This window comes from Pantoea sp. Acro-807 (assembly GCF_011752675.1).
In the GTDB taxonomy this organism is placed as follows: Bacteria; Pseudomonadota; Gammaproteobacteria; order Enterobacterales; family Enterobacteriaceae; genus Pantoea; species Pantoea eucrina.
The window spans coordinates 42037-63341 of sequence record NZ_VWXE01000002.1 but is presented as its reverse complement, the minus strand read 5'-3'; the positions used below and the strand labels follow the sequence as shown (position 1 = coordinate 63341).

Genomic DNA, 21305 nt, shown 5'->3' with positions numbered 1-21305 from the left:
GGGGTTTTACGTTCACTATTTTTGAGGTGGAAAGCGTTAAATGAAAAAAGTCGTTTTGGTGATCAAAGATGCCTACTCCTATGCGGGCACCGAGAACATCTGTAACTTCATGTCAGAGTGCCTCGGTGAAGAGCACGCCGTCACTGTTTACTCCCTTGAGGGCCATGGCGAAACCTTTTACCCCTTTACACATGTAAAAGAGATCGTCAGTTTTGAAGGCCACAGCAACCCGATTAAAAGCGTAGTAGCACGTATCCATCAGGAAGGCTTCGACAGCGTTTTTCTCATCAGTATGGGCCGTCTGAGCGTCATGTTTGCGTTCTGGAACCTGATGATGCTGAAGAAAAAAACCTTTAAGTCCTACGCCTGCGAGCATATCGCTATCAACTCTTTCAGTAAGCCGATCAAACTCATGAAGTGGCTGCTGCTGCGCTACCACGATCGCGTGATTGTCCTGACGGATAAAGATCAGCAGGTCTTCAGCCGCTGGCATATCCGCAGTCAGCAGATCCCCAATCCGGTGGTGTACAAAGACTTTGAACGGCGTCAGCGCAGTCGCCAGGCGCTGGCGGTCGGGCGGCTTGATCACCAGAAAGGGTTCGATCTGCTGCTGGATATCTGGGCAGATTTCAGCAAAAAGCATCCGGAGTGGACGCTGGCGATTGCCGGCGATGGCGAGCTGCGCCAGCAGCTGCATGAGCAGGCGGCCGCACTCGGCATTACCAACAGCGTGAACTTTGTCGGCAAGGTCAGCAACATCAATGACTACTACCGCGACAGCGATATGGCGCTGATGACGTCGCGCTATGAAGGGCTGCCGCTGGTGCTGCTGGAGGCGAAATCCTGGTCTCTGCCGGTGGTTGCCTATGACTGCCCGACCGGCCCGCAGGAGATCATCAACCACGGCGCAGATGGTTTCCTGGTGCCGATGAACGATAAAGCCGCTTTTCTGGCGCGGATGGAACAGCTTGCCAGCGATGACGCCCTGTTCTTTGCTATGAGCGATAAGACAAAAGAGACCGCACTCAAGTTTGACGGTAATCAGATCAAACAGAGCTGGCTGGCGCTGGTATAAGCGTCACGCCTTTTTATGCCTGCCGGGACACACTGACTTTGACCACGGGATTATCAGCATGAAAAGAAGAGAAGTGTTGCAGGCAGCCGCCTCCTCCATTGTCACCGCGCTTTCCGTAAGCGCGTTTTCCAGCTATGCGGCGAAAAGCGGCCAGCCCGCGCTGAAGCCGGTCGATCCGGCCAGCGTGCCGCAGGGCGATGTGCCCATCCTTACGCCGGAAAATGTCTATACCATGCCGCCGCAGTTCTGGCAGAACTTTGAAGGCAGGCTGTGGATCGGTAAAGCGGGCAGCGACGCCAGCCAGAAAGGCAATCAGATACCGGTGTATCTGCGCGACGCCAGCGGTAAAGTGGCGCAAATCAGCCAGCCGATCGCGCTGAACAAAGGTAATTTTGCGCAGTTTATTCATGATAACGCTGCGCTGATTGCCAATCCGGCGCACTCCATGGCGGTGGAAGACAGCGAAGGAAACACGCTCTTCTCCATCACCGATGTCTCACGCCCCGGCCAGAATAATTTCAGCCAGCGTCTGGCCCAGCCAAACGGCTATCAGCTGATTGGCGAGATCCCCTCCGTTGAGGAGCTGCGTAAAACCCGCCCGCTGTTTGCCGGCGCCAAGATCAAGCTCAAGAGCTGGCATGAAGGGCTGGAAGTGGGTGGCGGTGAATTTGTCGGGACGTACGGCGACGCGCGCGATGATGATGGCGTCATCTTCAGCGGCAGCGGTTTTTACTGGCGGCGCGTGGTGGAAGATTTTAACCGCCTGACGCTGTTTGAATTCGGCGCTATCGCCGACGGCAAAACGGATGCGGCGCCGGCCATCAAAGCGATGTATCAGTGGTCGCTCGATAACAGTCAGCCAATCTGCGTGCAGTTTCCGGCCGGTAAGTTCTTTGTCACCGGCTGTGACTTCGGCGAGGAGGAGCAACGCTTTTTCCGCATCTCCGGCGCGATGGTTAACTTCGGCTATTTTCCGGCGACCACGCTGGTCTCTGATGGCCGCTCCGACTTTGTGTTTAAAGTCAAAGCGCGCTGGACTGAAATCTCCAACCTCAACTTCAACGGCCAGAATGACAAGCGGCCCAACCGGCAGGGACTGTTCAGCAATACCTGTCCGGGCGGCCAGTTCTTTCGCGGCGCCTGCCTGCGCTTTAACCGCGTGGGCGGCACCTCAATCAGCCTGCTCGATACGCTCGACTGCAAAATTGACCAGTGGTATGCCGATACCTGCACCGGCGATGTTATCAAAGCGGGCTGGTCAGGTCAGAAAGCGGGCGCCTGGGATCACAGCACGGCGATAGAGCTCTCTAACTTTAACGCCCAGCGCTGTACCGGCGGGATGGTGCTGAACCTGCCGCGCTGCAGTCAGTCGATTATTCATAACGGCTGGATTGAGCACAGCGAGCATCCTGGCGATATCTCTAACGGACAGTGGATTATCGACGCGCTGAGCCTGGAGGATTGCAAAAACCCGCTTAATGCGCGCAACTCACGCCTCAATATGCGCCAGACGAATCTGCAGTCAGGCAGCTGGATCGACAACTCGCTGCAGGGTGAGCGCTGGCTGAGCATCTGGGAGATGGGCTCCACCCGCGTGGAGTCTTATGGCGTCGCCATCGACGGCAGCCTTAAATATAACTACATCACCTCGCGCTTCCGCCTGAGTAATAACACCAATCAGGCGACGTGGTTTGAGCTGGGCAATTTCTACTCGCCGGACGTGGGCGACAGCTGGGAAATTGAGCTGTTTGGCCAGTCACAGTTCAGCCCCGGCACCGATAATGCGCCGATGATGGAGGTGACCGGCGGCAAGCAGACTGGCGGACGGGCGGTGATCCAGCTGCAGCGCAAAACGCAGAAAGCGGAGGCGAGCTGGTCAGCCGAAGGCAGCTCCCCGGTGCTGGAAGTGCGGCTGGTGGCACGTTCCGACACCGATACCAAAGTCTGGGTCAGACTGGCAGGCTGGACGCCGGCCACCGTGGTGCTGATAAAAAGCACCGCCAAAGATCGCTTTATGACCGGACGCTGCGCGCGCGTTGACGCCACGATGGTCAAAGGCACGCCAGGCAACGGCAGCCAGCAGGCGCCGCAGCGCTTTAGTCTGCATAACGGTAAAGCGGGCATCGGCGGCAATGAGCAGGGCGATCTGCTGATGGCGTCACGCGAGCTGAAACCGGAGCAGGTGGATACGCGTCAGCCAAAAGGATTTGTGTCGGTAATAATCAACGGCGAGCAGGTTGCGATGCCTTATTTCGCCCTTAAGGGATAAATAAACGCTGCAGGGGGCACATTAATGCGCCCCAATGGGATACACAGGGGTCACATTTATGCGCCCCTGAAATCCCGTAAGAAGCTTTAGGTTAGATAACAGGCAGTTGGCATTACTTTTCGGGCGTTGTCCCATTGCAGTTTTTTTTGCCAGAGTTCACTTTGCTGCTCAGGACAGAAGCGGCGGCTTGTAAGAATTACAAAAATACATCTGGAGTTTGTATGAGGATTTTATTGGCGGGTAATCATACCTGCGGGAATGGCGGTGATGGCGCAATTTTGCACGGGATGACTGACTTACTGCAGGCAGCGTACGCAGAGCAGGATAGCGATCCGGCCTGCTGTTATCAGCAGCAGAAAACGCCCCGGAGCCTGATGGCTCGCGTAAAGCGTAAGAGCGTGCTGGCTGACGACGGCAATGTAAAACTTAACGTAAATACCGCGGTCGCGCAGGCGCGTGAAACAGGCAACCGCATCACCGAAGAACTTCTGACTGTACTGGGGTAAGTGATGAAGTTAACCTTTTTCACCATGCGTTTTCCGGTTGCCTCTGAGACGTTTGTCCTCAACCAGGTAACTCACTTTATTGATGCCGGCTATGACGTTGAAATCATCTCGGTGTTTCCGGGTGATATGATCAACCGTCACGCCGCGTTCGACGACTATAACCTGGCGGCAAAAACACACTATCTGCTGCCGGAAGAGAAGGTATCGAACCTCGACAAGCTCACGCAGCGTATCGGCCTGATGCTGCCGAAGATTGCCAAACCGGCGCTGATCAAATCGCTTAACGTGGGCCGCTACGGTGCACAGGCGAAGAAGCTGCTGCTGCCGGCGATTGTCGCTAATGCGAAACAGACCTTCACCGCCGATGTCTTTCTGGTGCATTTTGGCTACGCCGGCGCGCTGGCTAACAAGCTGCGCGAACTGGGCGTGCTGAAAGGCAAGCAGGCAACCGTATTCCACGGCGCTGATATCTCACGTCGCCATATTCTGGAAGAGCACAAGCAGGATTACGTCAATCTGTTTAAGCAGAGCGAGCTGATGCTGCCTATCAGTCACCTGTGGGAGAACAAGCTGATTGAGATGGGCTGTCCGCGCGAAAAAGTGCACGTGACGCGCATGGGCATTGAGCCGGAGAAATTTAACTTCCGGCCGCGCGAAGCGTTTCACCAGCCGCTGCGCATCGTCTCTGTGGCGCGCCTGACCGAGAAAAAAGGGCTGGACGTTGCGGTCAAAGCCAGTGAAATTCTGCGCGACAAAGGCGGCCAGTTTGAATTCACCATTATCGGCAATGGCGAGCAGGAAGGGATGATGCGCGAACATATCGCCCGTGCCGGCCTGAAAGAGATGGTCAGCATGCCGGGCTTTAAGCCGCAGGAGGAGATCCGCCAGGCGCTCAACGACGCTGACATTTTTCTCCTGCCTTCAAAAACGGCCGCCGACGGTGATATGGAAGGGATCCCCGTAGCGCTGATGGAAGCCATGGCGGTAGGGCTGCCGGTGGTATCCACCTACCACAGCGGCATTCCGGAGCTGATCCAGAACAACGTCAGCGGCTGGCTGGTCTCTGAGAACGATGCTGATGAGCTGGCTGCTACGCTGCTGCGTCTGTCACGCGGGGACATAGATGTGGCACCGGTAGTCGCTGCCGCGCGTCATAAAGTGGAAACAGAGTTTAACCAGCACATTGCCTACGGGGAACTGGCGAAAATTCTGGAGCAGATGGTGTAAGCAGAATAGAAGCCCGGGCAGGCTATCGGCAGGGTCATTTGCGTGCCAATGCCGGGCACCTGCGCGCTGGCTCAGAATCCCACCGGCAGGGGCGCTCTTTATGGCGCCCCTGTTTATTGTCTGACCACCCTATGCGCGTCGTATCATTCTGAAAAACGCCGGTCTTAACCCCATGCCCGAATGTTATTTACGTCACGCTTTTGACCGCCTTTAGCGCTTGAATTTGCCCGGAAAGTTACCGCTGCTCACCGCCTTAAATAACTAATTTTTGATGCTGTGACAGAGAGTTAGTGTCGGATTTTCAGATAAAGATTATACTTGCCCGAGCGGCCATTCCTGCATAATCGATGCATGTCTACACTTCATAAAATGGAACAAATATGACCAAGCTTAAAGCAGTAATCCCGGTTGCGGGCCTCGGTATGCATATGCTCCCTGCGACTAAAGCCATTCCAAAAGAGATGCTGCCTATCGTCGACAAACCAATGATCCAGTATATCGTTGACGAGTGCGTGGCGGCAGGCATCAAGGAGATTGTGCTGGTCACCCATGCTTCCAAAAATGCGGTGGAAAACCACTTCGATACAACCTACGAGCTGGAAGCCCTGCTGGAAGCGCGCGTTAAGCGTCAGCTGCTGAGCGAAGTGCAGTCCATCTGCCCGCCAGGCGTTACCATCATGAACGTGCGTCAGGCCGATCCGCTGGGTCTGGGCCACTCCGTACTCTGCGCGCGTCCGATGATTGGCGACAACCCGTTTGTAGTTGTGCTGCCAGACGTACTGCTGGATGACTCTACTGCCGATCACCTGCGCTATAACCTGGCCGCCATGGTCGCGCGTTTTGAAGAGACCGGCCGCAGCCAGGTTCTGGCAAAACATATGCCGAATGAAGATCTCTCTGAGTATGGCGTGCTGACCACCGAGCAGCCTATCGACAACCCGGGCGATATCAGTACGATCACCAGCATCGTTGAAAAGCCGGAGCATGCCGCTGAGCTGAACTCTGACCTGACGGCAGTGGGTCGCTATGTTCTGTCTGCAGACATCTGGGCTGAGCTTGAGAAAACTGAGCCAGGCGCATGGGGCCGTATCCAGCTGACTGACGCCATCGCGTCGCTGAGCAAAACCAAACCGGTTGATGCCCAGCTGCTGACCGGTACCAGCTTCGACTGCGGCCGTAAACTCGGCTACATGCAGGCGTTTGTCTCCTATGGCCTGCGCAGCAACGCACAGGGCCGCGACTTCCGCGAAGCGATTCATAAGATTCTGGATAAGTAAGCATTCCCATACCGCGCAGCCTGCGCGGTTTCCAAGGAGTAGACATGGCTATTTTGGTAACGGGCGGGGCAGGGTATATCGGATCCCATACGGTACTGGCGCTGCTGGAGCGCGGTGACGACGTGGTAGTTCTGGATAACCTTTGCAATGCATCACGCGAAGCGATTAACCGCGTTGAAAAACTGGCGGGTAAAAAAGCGGTATTCGTTGAAGGCGATATCCGCGACCGCGCCTGCCTGCGCGATCTGTTTGCCAGCCACAGCATCTCTGCTGTGATCCACTTCGCTGCGCTGAAAGCCGTTGGGGAATCCACGCGTAAGCCGCTGGAATACTACGAAAACAACGTAGCCGGCACCGTGGTCCTGCTGGAAGAGATGCGTGACGCGGGCGTCTGGAACTTTATCTTCAGTTCATCAGCCACCGTATATGGTGCTGACGCCCCGGTTCCTTATGTGGAAACCACGCCGATTGGCGGCACCACCAGTCCTTATGGCACCTCCAAGCTGATGACCGAACTCGTGATGCGCGATTTCGCCAAAGCGGAACCCAAATTCAAAGCTATCGCGCTGCGCTACTTTAATCCGGTAGGCGCGCATGAGTCTGGCGAGATTGGCGAAGACCCGACCGGTATCCCGAACAACCTGCTGCCGTACATTGCGCAGGTGGCGATTGGCCGTCTCGACAAGCTCGGCGTATTCGGTAACGACTATGAGACGCCAGATGGTACCGCTCAGCGCGACTATATTCATGTTGTCGATCTTGCAGAAGGGCACCTGAAAGCGCTGGATCACCTCAGCAAGGTTGAGGGCTATAAAGCCTATAACCTCGGCGGCGGCGTCGGCTTCTCTGTGCTGGAGATGATCAAAGCGTTCGAAGCGGCTTCCGGCAAAGCGATCCCGTTTGAGTTCAAACCGCGCCGTGACGGCGACCTGCCCGCCTTCTGGGCCGATGCAACGCTGGCGAACAATGAACTCGACTGGCGCGTCACGCGCGGCATTGACGCGATGATGCGCGATACGTGGAACTGGCAGTCGAAGAATCCGAATGGATTCAGATAACTCTATAAGCCGGTAAGGCATATACAGTTAACAGAGACTTATGAATGGGGTAACTGCGGGTTAAGACCAACTCAGCGGTTATCCCATTTTGCGTTTCATAGATGCTAACAACCTGAAGCTGGACCCGATGCATATTTTTATTAACATGCAGTAAAAAAGCTGTTTAATAAATAGTCTGTTAACGCGTTCTGGCCTAATTTTTATTCAGCCACCTGACAAACTAACTCTTTAGCGCTTGTAACTCGTGTATCAACATACGAAAATCGAATCACTATTTTTAAACTGCGCCTTAACAATCGACATTTGTTAAATATGTTCTGTGCTTTTTGCCGGCTGCGCTGAAAGCAAAAGCGTATGAGTATTCTGGTAGCTGTAAGCCAGGGGCGGTAGCGTGGTTTTTTTCAGGATCGGCCAGGAGAGACGACAAGCGTGAAAATATTAGTTACAGGCGGTGCAGGCTTTATTGGTTCTGCCGTAGTGCGTCACATCATTGATGCTACGCAGGATTCTGTCGTCAACGTCGACAAGCTGACCTATGCCGGCAATCTGGAGTCGCTGGTCACCGTGGCAGATTCAGCGCGTTACGCTTTTGAGCAGGCCGATATCTGTGATGCACAGGCAATGGCAGCTATCTTTGCAAAACATCAGCCAGATGCGGTCATGCACCTCGCGGCTGAAAGTCATGTTGACCGCTCAATTACTGGTCCAGCAGCGTTTATCGAAACCAATGTCGTCGGAACTTACACGCTGCTTGAAGCTGCGCGTCAGTACTGGAACGCGCTGAGCGCAGAACGCAAAGCGGCTTTCCGCTTTCACCATATTTCGACTGACGAAGTCTACGGGGACCTGCCGCATCCGGACGAATGGCAACAGGATGCACCGCTGCCGCTGTTTACTGAAACCACTCCGTATGCGCCAAGCAGTCCTTACTCTGCGTCTAAAGCCTCCAGTGACCATCTGGTCCGCGCCTGGCAGCGCACCTATGGCCTGCCGGTACTGGTAACCAACTGCTCAAACAATTACGGCCCTTATCACTTCCCGGAAAAGCTTATTCCGCTGGTTATTCTCAATGCGCTTGAAGGTAAAACGCTCCCGGTATACGGCAAAGGCGATCAGATCCGTGACTGGCTCTATGTAGAAGATCATGCGCGCGCGCTTTACACCGTAGTCACGGCGGGCAAAGTGGGGGAAACCTATAACATCGGTGGTTATAACGAAAAGAAAAATATCGATGTGGTATTGACCATCTGTCAGCTGCTGGATGAGCTGATGCCTAAAGCAGGCTCGTACAGAGATCAGATTAGCTACGTCACCGATCGTCCGGGTCATGACAGGCGCTATGCAATCGATGCCAGTAAGATTACCCGCGAGCTTCACTGGAAACCGGCAGAGACGTTTGAGAGTGGCATCAGGAAAACGGTGGCGTGGTATCTGGCGAACAGCGAGTGGGTTGATAACGTTAAAAGCGGGAACTATCGCGAATGGTTGTCAGAGAACTATAAGGATCGCAACTAATGCACATCCTTCTCTTTGGTAAAACCGGACAGGTAGGCTGGGAGCTGCAACGTGCACTTGCGCCACTGGGAAAAATCACTGCATTAAGCACCCGTTCAACTGAGTGGTGTGGTGATTTGACGCAACCGGAAGAAATTCGCAAAAGCATACAAAACCTGCGTCCCGATATCATTGTCAATGCTGCTGCTTATACTGCAGTTGATAAAGCTGAATCTGAACCCGATCTCGCTGAACTGATCAACAGTATCAGTGTTAAAGTCATGGCTGAAGAAGCGAAAAAGCTTGATGCTATTCTGATTCACTACTCTACTGATTATGTCTATTCAGGAGAAGGGCAGAACCGGTGGCGAGAGAGCGACAAACCTGAACCACGTAATGTATATGGTAAAACAAAACTATCCGGTGAGCAGGCTATAACTGCAGCAGATATACAATACCTGATTTTTCGCACCAGCTGGGTATATGCGTCACGAAGCAATAACTTTATTAAAACGATGTTGCGACTGGGCAGTGAAAAAGAAGCACTCAACATCATCAACGATCAAATTGGAGCACCTACTGGCGCTGCGCTTATTGCTGACATTACGGCTCATGCATTACGCATGATTCAGGCTAATCCGGAACTGAGTGGAATATATAACCTCGCTGCAGCCGGTGAAACGTCCTGGTTTGATTATGCATCATTAATTTTTACAGAGTCAGAAAAATATAGCACCGGGCTTAAAATCAGGAAATTAATTCCCATCAAAACTGCTGAATATATCACTCCGGCAAAACGGCCACTCAATTCTCGCTTAGATTTATCAAGGCTTGAAAAAAGTTTTGGTTTGAATATGCCCCCCTGGCAGGATGGCGTACGCTACGTTATTCAAGAGATTCTTACGTAAGATACGTATTCATTAAACAGATCACATCAATACTCTGAGAAAAAATATGGCTCGTAAAGGTATTATCCTCGCTGGCGGCTCTGGCACGCGTCTGTATCCCGTAACAATGGCCGTGAGTAAACAGTTGTTGCCTGTCTATGACAAGCCTATGATTTACTATCCGCTTACTACACTGATGCTGGCCGATATCAGAGAGATATTGATTATCAGCACCCCGCAGGATACACCGCGCTTTGAACAGCTACTGGGCGATGGCAGTCAATGGGGATTGAAGCTTCAATACAAGGTGCAGGAGAACCCGGATGGTCTTGCACAGGCATTTATCATTGGTGAAGAGTTCATTGGCGATGACAGTTGTGCCTTAGTTCTGGGCGATAACATATTTTACGGACACGACCTTCCAAAAGAGCTAATGAAAGCGGTTGATCAAACTTCAGGAGCAACCGTATTTGCTTACCATGTCAACGACCCGGAACGTTATGGCGTTGTTGAGTTTGATGAGAATGATAAAGCTATTTCTCTTGAAGAAAAACCGAAAACGCCAAAAAGCAATTATGCAGTAACGGGTCTCTATTTTTACGACAACGACGTTGTCAGACTGGCCAGGAGCCTTAAGCCATCACCTCGCGGTGAGCTGGAAATTACAGATATCAATAATCTTTACATGCAACAAGGTAAACTTTCGGTTGCGATGATGGGAAGAGGCTTTGCATGGCTGGACACGGGTACGCATCAGAGTCTGATCGAAGCAAGTAATTTTATCCAGACAATTGAACAGCGACAGGGTTTGAAAGTGGCATGTCCTGAAGAAATTGCATACCGCAGCGGTTTTATAGATAAAAATCAGGTGGAAAAACTTGCTAAGCCATTGTCAAAAAATAGCTATGGGCAATATCTTCTTAAAATGATTAAAAGTGTATAAATAAGATGAATGTAATCAAAACTGAAATTGAAGATGTGCTTATCCTGGAGCCTAAAGTGTTTGGTGACGAACGCGGGTTTTTTATGGAGAGTTTTAATCAAAAAATTTTCAATGAGATTGTAGGTAAAGAAATTAATTTTGTTCAGGATAATCACTCCAGATCTGTTAAAGGCGTTGTCAGAGGATTACATTTCCAGGCGGCCCCTTATGCGCAGGGTAAGCTGGTTAGATGTGTTGCCGGAGAAGTTTTTGATGTTGCTGTGGATATCAGGAAGAACTCCAAAACTTATGGTAAGTGGGTGGGGGTAATGCTTTCTGCTGAAAATAAAAAGCAACTGTGGATACCTGAAGGATTTGCACATGGTTTTCAGGTAATCAGCGAAAGTGCAGAATTTGTTTATAAAGCAACTAATTTTTATAATGCTAATGCAGAGCATGGAATATCCTGGGATGATAGTGATTTAGGGATAAAATGGTTTGAAAACGGAAACGTGATGCTCTCTGCCAAAGATAATGAAAATATGTCATTTGAAAGTTACACAAAAATGGAATTGTGGGGTTAAGATGCCAAATAAAAAAATAATTGCTTATTATCTCCCGCAATTTCACGAAATAAAAGAAAATAATGAATGGTGGGGGCCTGGTTTTACAGAGTGGACGGCGTTAAAAAAAGCTAAAACTTACTTCAAAAACCAGGAGATTAGAAAGCCAGTTGAGCCACTGGGATACTATTCATTAGATAATAGTAAAGTAATGGAACAACAGTATGAGCTAGCCTGTGAAAATGGCGTAGAGGCTTTCTGTATCTGGACATACTGGTTTGGCAAGGGAGAGACTATACTTCAAAAACCATTAGAGAACATTTTAAAAGATAATGCCAGGGTTAAATACTGTATCGCTTGGGCTAATCATAGTTGGTTTAATAAAACTAAAGGTGTTTTATTGAAAGAGCAAAAATACCTAGGTGAAAAAGATTACAAAAACTTCTTTAAATATGTTTTGCCGCATTTTAAAAATGAATTTTATATAAAAAATAATAATAGACCAGTGGTTACTATCTTTGATCCGAATTCAATACCTGATTTAGATGTTTTTATCAATTGCTGGCAAGTGTTAGCGAAGGAAAATGGCTTCAATGGTATTTACTTCATTGGGGATTTTACAAAAGAAAATGATTCACATGCTAAGAAGTTGAATGCATTTTTAGATTCAAGAGTAATGTACAAAAATAGAACGTTAAGCCAGCGTATATTAGAAAAGTTGGTCCGTAAATACAAGTTCTCTTCATTAGGTCCAGTAAAGTATGACTATGAGAAAATGATAACGCCATTATGGAGTGATAAACCAACCGCTAAGAATGAAATTCCTATAATATTTTCAGGTTGGGATACAACTATTCGTCACGGTAGGTTGGGAGTTTATTACGATAAGTTTAACATGTCTAACTTTGAGAAAAATGTGCGCTCTGCACTAAAATATAATGACGAAGAAGAATATGTTTTCTTGAAGTCGTGGAATGAATGGGCTGAAGGCAATACAGTTGAGCCAGATAGTATTAACGGTAATAAGCCACTTGAAATCATAAGCAAATATGTTAAATGAAAAAGAATTTATTTTACCTTTTCATAGTTCAGGGGGTAAATTACTTATTCCCTTTAATTACGCTTCCATATTTAGTAAGGACTTTAGGTGAAGTTCCATACGGCCATTTGATTTTAGGGCAGGCATTAATCCAGTATTTTATAATTATTACTGATTACGGGTTCAACTTAAGTTCTACTAAAAAGATAACACAAGCAACAAACCATGATGAGCTTAGCAAGATATTTACAATTACAATTAATGCGAAGATTGTTCTTTTAATCTCATGCTTTCTTTCATTAATTGTTGTAGTAACGTTTGTACCAATGTATCAACATATTAAAACAGTATGCTTTATCCTTTTTCTGGCTGTTGTAGGCAGTGTTTCATTTCCTCTTTATCTATTTCAGGGGATGGAATTGATGCGAGGGATTACCTGGATATCTATTTTGGCGAAAATGATATCTTTTTTAATGCTAATCCTTACTGTAAAAGGGCCTGGTGATATTAGGTATGCCGCACTAGCTTTTTCTCTGGCATATCTCTCTATGGGCTTAATTAGCCTTTATATAATACGTAAAAGAAAGCTGGTAAAATATACAGGTTTTTCTCTCAGGCATAGTTTGATTGAATTAAAGTCAGGGTCGCATATATTTATCTCTCAAATAGCCATTAGCTTTTATACGACTTTTAATGTAATACTGGTCGGGCATTTTTACGATGCGCGTTTAGTAGCGATTTATTCAGCTGCTGACCGGCTTCGGGGTGCAGTTCAGGCTTTATTTATTCCGGTTCAGCAAGTTATCTTCCCGCGAATAAATAAAGATAGTAAACCCATAGGAGAAAAGCTTAAAAAATATGGCGGGATGTTCATTTTATTTTCACTTGCCATTTCCTTAGTGGTTTTTTTTGCAGGTGAAAAAATTGCAATATTATATTTTGGGGGGAATTTTTCTTATTCGGGCACATTGTTTAAGTGGAGTTCAGTTTTAATTTTCATAGTGTCGATTTCAATTGTGGTGGCGCAATGGGGGCTAATTACAATTGGTAAAGAAAAGAGCCTGCTAAAAATATATTGTCTTGGGGCTGTTTTCCATTGCATGTATACTCCTCTCATAACCATTCAATATGGTCTAATCGGTATGTTAGTATCGGTTATAATAACTGAGTTTATTTTGGTTTCAATAATGAGTCATACATTATTGAAATATATCAGAAGGTAATATGGATAAAATGATACAGGAAATAGATTTCATCATACCTTGGGTTACTTCCGATGACGAAGAATGGCAAAAAGATTTTAAGCTAAATTTCAAAGATGATAGCGGTGCTGATGCGAGAATATTGAGATACAGGGATAACCATTTATTAAAATATTGGTTTAGAGGTATTGAGAGTTTTGCTCCATGGGTCAGGAAAGTTCATTTTGTCACGTATGGCCATTTGCCTGATTGGTTAAATAAAAATCATAAAAAATTAAATATTGTTAGGCATGAGGATTATATAGATAAGAAGTTTCTGCCGACCTTTAACTCTCATGTGATTGAAAATAATTTGCATCGTATAACAGGACTAAGTGAAAAGTTCGTATATTTCAACGATGACACATTTTTGATAAACAAAATAGATGATTCATTTTATTTTAGAGATGGTTACCCTAATGATTGTGCAATACTTAATGCAGTAACACCTGGGGGATTATCACACATCATTTTAAATGATCTGGAAATTATAAATAGGCATTTTTCTAAAAACAAAGTCATTAAAAATAATCTGCGCAAATGGTTTAACATTAATTATGGAGTGAATTTATTAAGAACAATTTGTTTGTTAGTATGGCCCAGTTTTATTGGCATTAAAGATACACACTTACCTATACCGTACTTAAAAAAAACTTTTCAAGAGGTATGGGCGGCTGAAGGTAAATTATTAGATCAAACTAATAATTCAAAATTTAGAAATTTGAATGACGTTAACCAGTACTTATTTAGATATTGGCAGTTGGCAAGTGGCTCTTTTATTGCGAGGAATACGATGTCAGACTCGATTTATATGGACATAAGCACCAATAGTATTGAGCAACTCAAAGAGGCATTAAATGACAAAAGGCATAAACTTTTAGTGATAAATGACGGAGAAGTAGAGGATTTTGAATTAGTTACTAAAAGTCTCGACCTTATGTTTTCTGAGAAGTTCCCTCATAAATCAGCATTTGAAATATAATGGTTGTTCAATGTTTGAAACTTATAGTACATATATTTTAATATTATTCTTTTCATCGCTATTTGCATTTTGCTATCAAAAATCGAAAAGCCCACTTTCCTTTTTTTTCTTAATTTTAACTTTTCTTTGTTTATGGATTCCTGCTGCCATCAGGTTTGGTGTAGGTACAGATTACTTTAGATATCTCGGAATGGTGCAGTCTGTCAGGCTCGGATATATAGCAACAGAATACGGTTACTATATCATCAACTATATAGTTATGTATTTAAATATCAGTCCACAATGGGTTATGGCAATTACTAGTTTTTTAATTGTCTTCTTTGTCTTTCTGGCGATAAAAAAAGAACATTTTTTTATTGCAATTTTCATATTTGTTTGTCTTTTTTATTTGCCATCCATGTCTTTAATAAGGCAAGCCATTGGTGTTTCTATAATAGCCTGGGGTGTTAGTGAATATTTAAAAAGCAAAAAGAATACGTGTTTTTTTGCAATCATTATTGCTAGTTTTTTCCACATTTCGATGTTGATCTTGTTGCCAGTATATTTTGTATCAAGGTTAGGATTAAAAGCCAGACCCCAACTTTTGATTCCAGTTATTTTGGCTATGTTTTTTTTGTCAAATGAAATAATAAACTTCTTAAGTTTTCCATTTGTAGCACAATCAAAATATGGGTTTTATTTGAATAGCTATTTTGCGGAAAAACCAGAATTAGGTAGCGGGATAGGTGTTTTAATTAAAATATTTTTGCCTCTATGTTACCTTGTCAGAGCCAGGCATTTTCAAAAAATCCATAAAAATCATAATATTCTTGCGTGGTTAAGCTTTACTGTAATTGCTGCTAATCTAATATCTATTAATATTCATATATTTAGCAGGGTGGCAGATGTCTTTCTTTTTGTGAGTTTTGTTGCAGGGCCTTACGTTCTTCTTGGTTTTGATAGAAAGGTCATTAAGCAGTTATTTGTTTTTTTTACTATAATATTATTAACTGCGTTTTATATACGCACTGTTCAGGTAAGTATAAATAACGACGAAGGCGGCATTGGTATCTCCCCTTACCAAACTATATTCCAGTAAAATATGAAAAATGAATTGATTTCAATAGTAATGCCAGCATTTAATGCTGAGAAAACCATAATGGATTCTATACAATCTGTTATTGAACAAAGCTATACTCATTGGGAGCTGTTAATTTGTGATGATTCATCAACTGATAATACGAAAAGTATAGTCAATTCATTTAAAGATTCCAGAATAAAATTAATTGAAAATTCATTTGCTAAGGGAGCTGCCGGCGCAAGAAATTCTTGTCTTGAGAAAACTGCTGGAAGATTTGTTTCTTTTTTAGATAGTGATGACTTATGGCATAAAAATAAACTAAAGCGACAGTTATCTTTTATGATTGCCAGGCAGTGTCATTTTTCTTTTTGCAACTATAATGTTCTCGTTGATGGAAGGGTAAAAGGATGTTTTTTAGCTCCCGCTAAAATTAGCTATAATGATCTGTTAAAAACATGCTCTATTGGATGCTTAACAGTAATGCTGGATAAAAAATTTTTCCAGGAAGTGCTTTTTCCTAATACAGCTAAAGAAGATTATTACTTGTGGCTAAACTTACTACAAAACAAAAAAGTATGTGCTTACAATGTTAATGAAGTGCTCGCTACATACAGAATTTCTGAAAAATCTATTTCTGCTAATAAATTTAAAGAGATATTTCGTCAGTGGAAGGTCTTGTCGAGATTCGAATCAAACTACTTTAAGCGCGTTTATTATTTATGTTGCTACATAGTAAACGGATTGATGAAACAGCGTAAATACAGAGGCAGAAAATAATGAATAAAAAAGTTACATTTTTGATTGCCGATGTTACTTTTATTGGTGGGATTGAACGAGTCAATTCCCTACTCGCAAATAAATTTGCTAAAGATGATTTCGAAGTTAATATAGTTTCTCTGTATAATACTAATAATGTTATAAATTATACTCTCGATGCGGGGGTAAATTTAAGCTTTATAAATAATAAGCCATATTCAGGTAAGCCAAAGAGTCTTACCAGATTTTTTTCTCATATCAAATCATTATTCCGCTTGTATCGTAATATGCTGAAATATAAAGAGGGCGTGTTTATCATTAATACGTTCCCTCTTGCTTTTTTATTATATCCTTTTGCGTTTTTTCGTAATTGCGTTGTCATAGAGCATGTTCATTATTCTTATTATGGGAAAAAGGTGCAACTAATAAGAAATTTTATTTATAGGAAGTTTAAAAAAGTCGTATGTGTTAATAAAAATGACGTGTTATTATTCTCAAAATATCTTGATAATGTTTGCTTTTTACCTAACCCGCTAAGTTTTACCGCAGAAAAATGCACATCTCTTGATGAGAAGAAAATTATTGCTGTTGGAAGATTAGAATATCAAAAAGGTTTTGACCGGCTTATTGATATATTTAGCCAAGCCAATAAAAACGTTGCGGGATGGCAATTGCATATTTATGGGGTTGGCAATTATAAAAATGAGCTTAAAGATAAAATTCAAAGCTATGGCCTTGAAAACGTCAAGCTGATGGGTAGTGTTGATAATCTGGAAAAAATATATCCTGATTATTCTATCTTTGCCTTTAGCTCGAGATTTGAAGGTTTTGGCATGGTCCTCACTGAAGCAATGGAATGTGGTTTACCATGTATATCATTTGATTGCCCCACAGGTCCGGGAGAGATTTTAGAAAATGGTAAGTACGGGGTTTTGATACAAGATAATGATATTAAAGGCTACCAATTAAAATTAGAGCAGTTGATGCAAAGTAAGCCTTTAAGAGTTGAGTATTCTTCATTGTCTAAAATCAGATCGGCTGATTTTAATTTGGATCCAATTTTCGATAAATGGAAGTGTCTGGTTTCAGAAGCTAATAAATAGTAAGTGTATAATTTCTGTGTTCGTATATGATATATTGATTTAGCGTGTATCGAATAGTTTTTAAGAATTAAAACTATTCATTAAGACTTAAGGAGTCAAAATGTCTAAGCAACAGATCGGCGTAGTAGGGATGGCAGTAATGGGCCGTAACCTGGCTCTCAACATCGAAAGCCGTGGTTACACCGTTTCTATCTTCAACCGCTCACGCGAAAAGACCGATGAAGTCATTGCTGAGAATCCGGGTAAGAAACTTGCTCCGTTTTACACCGTAGAAGAGTTTGTTGAGTCACTGGAAAAGCCGCGCCGTATTTTGCTGATGGTGCAGGCGGGCGAAGCGACGGATAAGACCATTGCATCGCTGACGCCGCATCTGGATAAAGGCGATATTCTGATTGATGGCGGTAACACCTTCTATAAAGACACCATCCGTCGTAATCAGGAGCTCAGCGAGCAGGGCTTTAACTTCATCGGTACCGGCGTCTCCGGCGGTGAAGAGGGCGCGCTGAAAGGTCCTTCTATCATGCCTGGCGGTCAGAAAGAAGCTTATGAACTGGTTGCTCCTATCTTCGATAAGATTGCTGCCCGTGCAGAAGATGGCGACGCCTGCGTGGCGTATATCGGCCCGAACGGCGCTGGTCACTATGTGAAGATGGTGCATAACGGTATCGAATATGGCGATATGCAGCTGATTGCTGAAGCTTATGCGCTGCTGAAAGGTGCGCTGGGTCTGAGCAATGAAGAGCTGGCTGAAACCTTCACCGACTGGAACAACGGCGAGCTGAGCAGCTACCTGATTGACATCACCAAAGATATCTTCACCAAGAAAGATGAAGAGGGTAACTACCTGGTTGATGTGATTCTGGATGAAGCAGCAAACAAAGGCACCGGTAAGTGGACCAGTCAGAGCTCGCTGGATCTGGGTGAGCCGCTGTCGCTGATCACTGAATCTGTATTTGCCCGCTACCTCTCTTCACTGAAAACGCAGCGCGTTGCTGCCTCTAAAGTCCTGAGCGGTCCACAGGCGCAGGCAGTAAGCGGTGATAAAGCGGAGTTCGTTGAGAAAGTGCGTCGCGCACTCTACCTGGGCAAAATTGTCTCCTATGCGCAGGGCTTCTCACAGCTGCGTGCGGCATCAGAGCAGTACAGCTGGGATCTGCAGTATGGTGAAATCGCGAAAATTTTCCGTGCCGGCTGCATCATTCGTGCACAGTTCCTGCAGAAAATTACTGACGCCTATGCTGCCGATGCCAATATCGCCAACCTGCTGTTAGCGCCATACTTCAAAGATATCGCTGACCAGTATCAGCAGGCGCTACGCGATGTAGTGGCTTATGCAGTACAGAACGGCATCCCGACCCCGACCTTCTCCGCAGCTATCGCGTACTATGACAGCTACCGTTCAGCGGTGCTGCCTGCTAACCTGATTCAGGCGCAGCGCGACTACTTTGGTGCGCATACCTACAAGCGTACCGATAAAGAAGGTGTATTCCACACCGAGTGGTTAGAGTAACTGTCCTTAACACCTCCCGTCCGGGAGGTGTTTTTTTATGCTGATAATGATTGGCGAGTAATGAATTTATGAATGCAAACAATAAGCCCGGACTGAATAACGATCCGGGCGTTCTGGCTTCAAACAATAATGATGAAATAGATTTGCTCGACATAATTGTCCAGCTGTGGAAAGGCAAATGGATAATTATTGTGACGATGGTAGTGACGATGTTGTTAAGCATTGTCTATTTAAGCGTGGCGAAGGAAAAATGGACGTCTGAGGCCATTGTTACGCAGCCTTCAGCGGGACAGGTTGCCAGCTATAACGCCACGCTGAGCGTGCTGTATGCGCAAAACATTCAGGAAAAACCGTCAGTTACCGATCTGCAAAACCAGCTGTTCGGCCGCTTTAGCGCCTCAATGAATGCGCTCGCTGGCGCCCTGGCAAATCAGGAAGAGCCTGAAACATTAAAAATCAGTCAGGTGAATAAAGGCAGTAATGATGCGCTGACTATCTCTTTTGTCGCGCAGAGCGCAAAAGAAGCGCAGGCGCAGCTGAAAAAGTATCTTACGACTGTAAATAATGAAGTCGTCAGCGATTATGGTCAGGATCTAAAACATAGCCTGGGCGTAAAAGCCAAAGAGCTGAAAGAAATTCTGGATGCGCACAAGCAGATCGCCATTAACAAAAAACAGCATCGTCTTGATGTGATTAATCAGGCGCTGAAGGTGGCGGAAGCGGCCGGCCTCGCAAAATCACAGCTGAGTCAGGCAGAGTATCTCTCTGATGACACGCTCTATCTGCTGGGCAGTGAACCGTTACGGGCGATGGTAACCAATGAAGCGACCAAGCCGCTCGATTTTGATGATGACTATTACAGTGCCGAGCGCGCGCTGCTCTCTATTACGCACGTCACCATCAAGGCAGACAACCTGCAGTCGTTCCGCTATATCGCTGAAGCTGACCTGCCGATTCGCCGCGACAGTCCGAAAAAGACCCTTACCGTATTGTTAGCCCTGATCCTGGGCGGCGTGCTGGGTTCGGCTATCGTGATTGGCCGCAGCATCGTCAGCAACTACCGCAGTCGTCACTAAAATAAAAAAACCGGCCCCTGAGCCGGTTTTTTTATGCCGTCACATCACCAGCAGCTCACCGCTGCGTCCCGCACTTTCCCCCGCCAGCCGCACCGCCAGCATTCCGGACGTGACAAATTTGGTCAGGTTTCTGGCGTAGAGCACGCCGCCATACTCAGCAACCAGCGGCGTAATGTGGTCGCTGACCGGATCGATCACTTCTGCCACCACTTCCCCCGGTTTAATCCACTCACCCAGCTTACGCCGGTTCAGCAGCAGGCCGGAGTAGGGCGCATGAATATATTCACAGCCCGCCAGCGGCGTGGGCGGATGGCGCAGGGCAGGAGAGACGCCCGGATCGCCGCTGATATAGCCGCTTTCGGTGAGCGCATTAATGATTGCATCGGCATCTTTTTCCGCCTGTTCCGCAGAGACATCGGCGACGCCGCGCAGCTCCAGCGTCACCGGCAGCAGACCGCGCGGCATCGGGTAGTCATCGCCAAAGCGTTTTGCCAGCGTCAGCCAGGGTTCGCAGCACGCTTCGTCGAACGGCTCACCGCCGGAAATCTGCGCCAGCAGCTGCACCTCACTGCCGAGCCAGCGCGCCAGCGGTTCCACTTCAGACCAGGCGTGAGGCGTTGTATAGAGATGCGGCAGCGCATCCCAGTCGCAGTGCAGGTCGATCATCAGATCGGCCTGACTTGCCATACGCATCAGGGTATAGCGCTGCGACTCCAGCTCGGTTCTGGCTATCTGATCGCGGTAGTAAAGGTCGATGGCATCGCGGATCAGGCGTCTGTTTTCATATTCACTCTGCGTCAAAGACCCCGCCAGTTCAGCGGCCAGCTTCTCACCCAGCGCCGGAAAGCGCCGGTTAAAATCCTGGCCAGAGAGAGTATGAAAACGCCCCAGATGCGTGCCGTGCCAGTGCTGACCCAGCGCCAGCGGATTGGCTACCGGGACCAGTGTAATTTTGGCTTTCAGCTTGCCCGCGGACTCCAGCGCCAGCAGCTTCTGTTTGAGATACCAGGCAACCGCCATACCCGGCAGCTCATCGCCGTGCAGGGCGGCCTGAATATAGACGCGTTTTTGCGAGTCGGTACCGAAATGAAAGCTGACTATCTCTCGCTGGGTGCCCAGCGAGGCGCTCAGTAATGGATGATGTTGTTGTTGCATAGGGCGGCCGGTGTCCTGTTTCTGAGGCTGCAATAGCGCGCATGCCTGTTAAGGTGACTGAACAGAGTATAGTTCCGTTAAAAAAGCGGCGGCAAACGCGCCGCC

At 46.7% G+C, this 21305-nt stretch carries 19 protein-coding genes; 18 read left to right on the top strand and 1 reads right to left on the bottom strand.

Annotation, left to right across the window (positions count from 1 at the left end):
• The first annotated feature begins 40 nt into the window (after positions 1-40).
• The 18 genes from F3J39_RS06830 (at position 41) to wzzB (ending at position 20045) form a co-directional block, all read left to right on the top strand.
• The gene (locus tag F3J39_RS06830; RefSeq protein ID WP_108569532.1) at positions 41-1075 is read left to right on the top strand and encodes a glycosyltransferase; all 1035 of its coding nucleotides are present in this window, start codon (positions 41-43) and stop codon (positions 1073-1075) included.
• 58 nt (positions 1076-1133) lie between these two features.
• Entirely contained in the window at positions 1134-3344 is a 2211-nt protein-coding gene (locus F3J39_RS06825; RefSeq protein WP_166713996.1) for a phage tailspike protein, read from the top strand.
• Between the two features lie 221 nt (positions 3345-3565).
• Positions 3566-3850, top strand: a complete 285-nt coding sequence (locus F3J39_RS06820; RefSeq protein ID WP_108569535.1) for a hypothetical protein — start codon at positions 3566-3568, stop codon at positions 3848-3850.
• A gap of 3 nt (positions 3851-3853) precedes the next feature.
• Positions 3854-5077 carry a glycosyltransferase gene (locus tag F3J39_RS06815; RefSeq protein WP_039385372.1) on the top strand — a complete coding sequence of 408 codons (1224 nt, stop codon included), beginning with the start codon at positions 3854-3856 and terminating at the stop codon, positions 5075-5077.
• Between the two features lie 380 nt (positions 5078-5457).
• The gene (gene galF / locus F3J39_RS06810; RefSeq protein ID WP_065648921.1) at positions 5458-6354 is read left to right on the top strand and encodes a UTP--glucose-1-phosphate uridylyltransferase GalF; all 897 of its coding nucleotides are present in this window, start codon (positions 5458-5460) and stop codon (positions 6352-6354) included.
• A gap of 44 nt (positions 6355-6398) precedes the next feature.
• Positions 6399-7412 (top strand): UDP-glucose 4-epimerase GalE, encoded by a 1014-nt coding sequence (galE, locus tag F3J39_RS06805; protein WP_094111755.1) that lies wholly within the window; start codon positions 6399-6401, stop codon positions 7410-7412.
• Between the two features lie 429 nt (positions 7413-7841).
• Positions 7842-8927, top strand: a complete 1086-nt coding sequence (gene rfbB / locus F3J39_RS06800; RefSeq protein ID WP_166713995.1) for a dTDP-glucose 4,6-dehydratase — start codon at positions 7842-7844, stop codon at positions 8925-8927.
• Positions 8927-9814, top strand: a complete 888-nt coding sequence (gene rfbD, locus F3J39_RS06795) for a dTDP-4-dehydrorhamnose reductase (protein WP_108569537.1) — start codon at positions 8927-8929, stop codon at positions 9812-9814. Before rfbB ends, rfbD begins: the two co-directional genes overlap by 1 nt.
• A gap of 46 nt (positions 9815-9860) precedes the next feature.
• The gene (gene rfbA, locus F3J39_RS06790; protein WP_108569538.1) at positions 9861-10736 is read left to right on the top strand and encodes a glucose-1-phosphate thymidylyltransferase RfbA; all 876 of its coding nucleotides are present in this window, start codon (positions 9861-9863) and stop codon (positions 10734-10736) included.
• Positions 10737-10741: 5 nt separating this feature from the next.
• Positions 10742-11299 (top strand): dTDP-4-dehydrorhamnose 3,5-epimerase, encoded by a 558-nt coding sequence (gene rfbC / locus F3J39_RS06785; RefSeq protein ID WP_108569539.1) that lies wholly within the window; start codon positions 10742-10744, stop codon positions 11297-11299.
• 1 nt (position 11300) lies between these two features.
• On the top strand, positions 11301-12338 hold the full coding sequence (locus tag F3J39_RS06780) for a glycoside hydrolase family 99-like domain-containing protein (RefSeq protein ID WP_166713994.1): 1038 nt from the start codon (positions 11301-11303) through the stop codon (positions 12336-12338).
• Entirely contained in the window at positions 12335-13540 is a 1206-nt protein-coding gene (locus tag F3J39_RS06775; protein WP_166713993.1) for an oligosaccharide flippase family protein, read from the top strand. The genes F3J39_RS06780 and F3J39_RS06775 overlap by 4 nt, the downstream gene beginning before the upstream one ends.
• 1 nt (position 13541) lies before the next feature.
• Positions 13542-14540, top strand: coding sequence for a stealth conserved region 3 domain-containing protein (locus F3J39_RS06770; protein WP_247648238.1), 999 nt, complete (start codon positions 13542-13544; stop codon positions 14538-14540).
• A gap of 10 nt (positions 14541-14550) precedes the next feature.
• Positions 14551-15618, top strand: a complete 1068-nt coding sequence (locus F3J39_RS06765) for an EpsG family protein (protein ID WP_166713992.1) — start codon at positions 14551-14553, stop codon at positions 15616-15618.
• A gap of 3 nt (positions 15619-15621) precedes the next feature.
• Positions 15622-16377, top strand: a complete 756-nt coding sequence (locus F3J39_RS06760; protein WP_108569544.1) for a glycosyltransferase family 2 protein — start codon at positions 15622-15624, stop codon at positions 16375-16377.
• Positions 16377-17459: a glycosyltransferase family 4 protein gene (locus tag F3J39_RS06755; RefSeq protein ID WP_166713991.1), complete on the top strand. Its 1083-nt coding sequence runs from the start codon at positions 16377-16379 to the stop codon at positions 17457-17459. Before F3J39_RS06760 ends, F3J39_RS06755 begins: the two co-directional genes overlap by 1 nt.
• Positions 17460-17559: 100 nt before the next feature.
• A complete protein-coding gene (gndA, locus tag F3J39_RS06750; RefSeq protein WP_039385340.1) occupies positions 17560-18969 on the top strand; it encodes an NADP-dependent phosphogluconate dehydrogenase in 1410 nt (469 codons plus the stop codon).
• A 68-nt stretch (positions 18970-19037) separates the two neighbouring features.
• Positions 19038-20045 carry an LPS O-antigen chain length determinant protein WzzB gene (wzzB, locus tag F3J39_RS06745; protein WP_166713990.1) on the top strand — a complete coding sequence of 336 codons (1008 nt, stop codon included), beginning with the start codon at positions 19038-19040 and terminating at the stop codon, positions 20043-20045.
• Between the two features lie 39 nt (positions 20046-20084).
• Here wzzB and F3J39_RS06740 read toward each other — a convergent pair whose 3' ends face one another.
• A complete protein-coding gene (locus F3J39_RS06740; protein ID WP_039385336.1) occupies positions 20085-21200 on the bottom strand; it encodes a succinylglutamate desuccinylase/aspartoacylase family protein in 1116 nt (371 codons plus the stop codon).
• Between the last annotated feature and the right edge of the window lie 105 nt (positions 21201-21305).

Excerpts from the sequence above, each read along its gene's own strand:
- F3J39_RS06830 (WP_108569532.1), top strand. The coding sequence starts at position 41 with ATGAAAAAAGTCGTTTTGGTGATCAAAGATGCCTACTCCTATGCGGGC.
- F3J39_RS06825 (WP_166713996.1), top strand. The coding sequence starts at position 1,134 with ATGAAAAGAAGAGAAGTGTTGCAGGCAGCCGCCTCCTCCATTGTCACC.
- F3J39_RS06820 (WP_108569535.1), top strand. The coding sequence starts at position 3,566 with ATGAGGATTTTATTGGCGGGTAATCATACCTGCGGGAATGGCGGTGAT.
- F3J39_RS06815 (WP_039385372.1), top strand. The coding sequence starts at position 3,854 with ATGAAGTTAACCTTTTTCACCATGCGTTTTCCGGTTGCCTCTGAGACG.
- galF (WP_065648921.1), top strand. The coding sequence starts at position 5,458 with ATGACCAAGCTTAAAGCAGTAATCCCGGTTGCGGGCCTCGGTATGCAT.
- galE (WP_094111755.1), top strand. The coding sequence starts at position 6,399 with ATGGCTATTTTGGTAACGGGCGGGGCAGGGTATATCGGATCCCATACG.
- rfbD (WP_108569537.1), top strand. The coding sequence starts at position 8,927 with ATGCACATCCTTCTCTTTGGTAAAACCGGACAGGTAGGCTGGGAGCTG.
- rfbA (WP_108569538.1), top strand. The coding sequence starts at position 9,861 with ATGGCTCGTAAAGGTATTATCCTCGCTGGCGGCTCTGGCACGCGTCTG.
- rfbC (WP_108569539.1), top strand. The coding sequence starts at position 10,742 with ATGAATGTAATCAAAACTGAAATTGAAGATGTGCTTATCCTGGAGCCT.
- F3J39_RS06780 (WP_166713994.1), top strand. The coding sequence starts at position 11,301 with ATGCCAAATAAAAAAATAATTGCTTATTATCTCCCGCAATTTCACGAA.
- F3J39_RS06775 (WP_166713993.1), top strand. The coding sequence starts at position 12,335 with ATGAAAAAGAATTTATTTTACCTTTTCATAGTTCAGGGGGTAAATTAC.
- F3J39_RS06770 (WP_247648238.1), top strand. The coding sequence starts at position 13,542 with ATGGATAAAATGATACAGGAAATAGATTTCATCATACCTTGGGTTACT.
- F3J39_RS06765 (WP_166713992.1), top strand. The coding sequence starts at position 14,551 with ATGTTTGAAACTTATAGTACATATATTTTAATATTATTCTTTTCATCG.
- F3J39_RS06760 (WP_108569544.1), top strand. The coding sequence starts at position 15,622 with ATGAAAAATGAATTGATTTCAATAGTAATGCCAGCATTTAATGCTGAG.
- F3J39_RS06755 (WP_166713991.1), top strand. The coding sequence starts at position 16,377 with ATGAATAAAAAAGTTACATTTTTGATTGCCGATGTTACTTTTATTGGT.
- gndA (WP_039385340.1), top strand. The coding sequence starts at position 17,560 with ATGTCTAAGCAACAGATCGGCGTAGTAGGGATGGCAGTAATGGGCCGT.
- wzzB (WP_166713990.1), top strand. The coding sequence starts at position 19,038 with ATGAATGCAAACAATAAGCCCGGACTGAATAACGATCCGGGCGTTCTG.
- F3J39_RS06740 (WP_039385336.1), bottom strand. The coding sequence starts at position 21,200 with ATGCAACAACAACATCATCCATTACTGAGCGCCTCGCTGGGCACCCAG.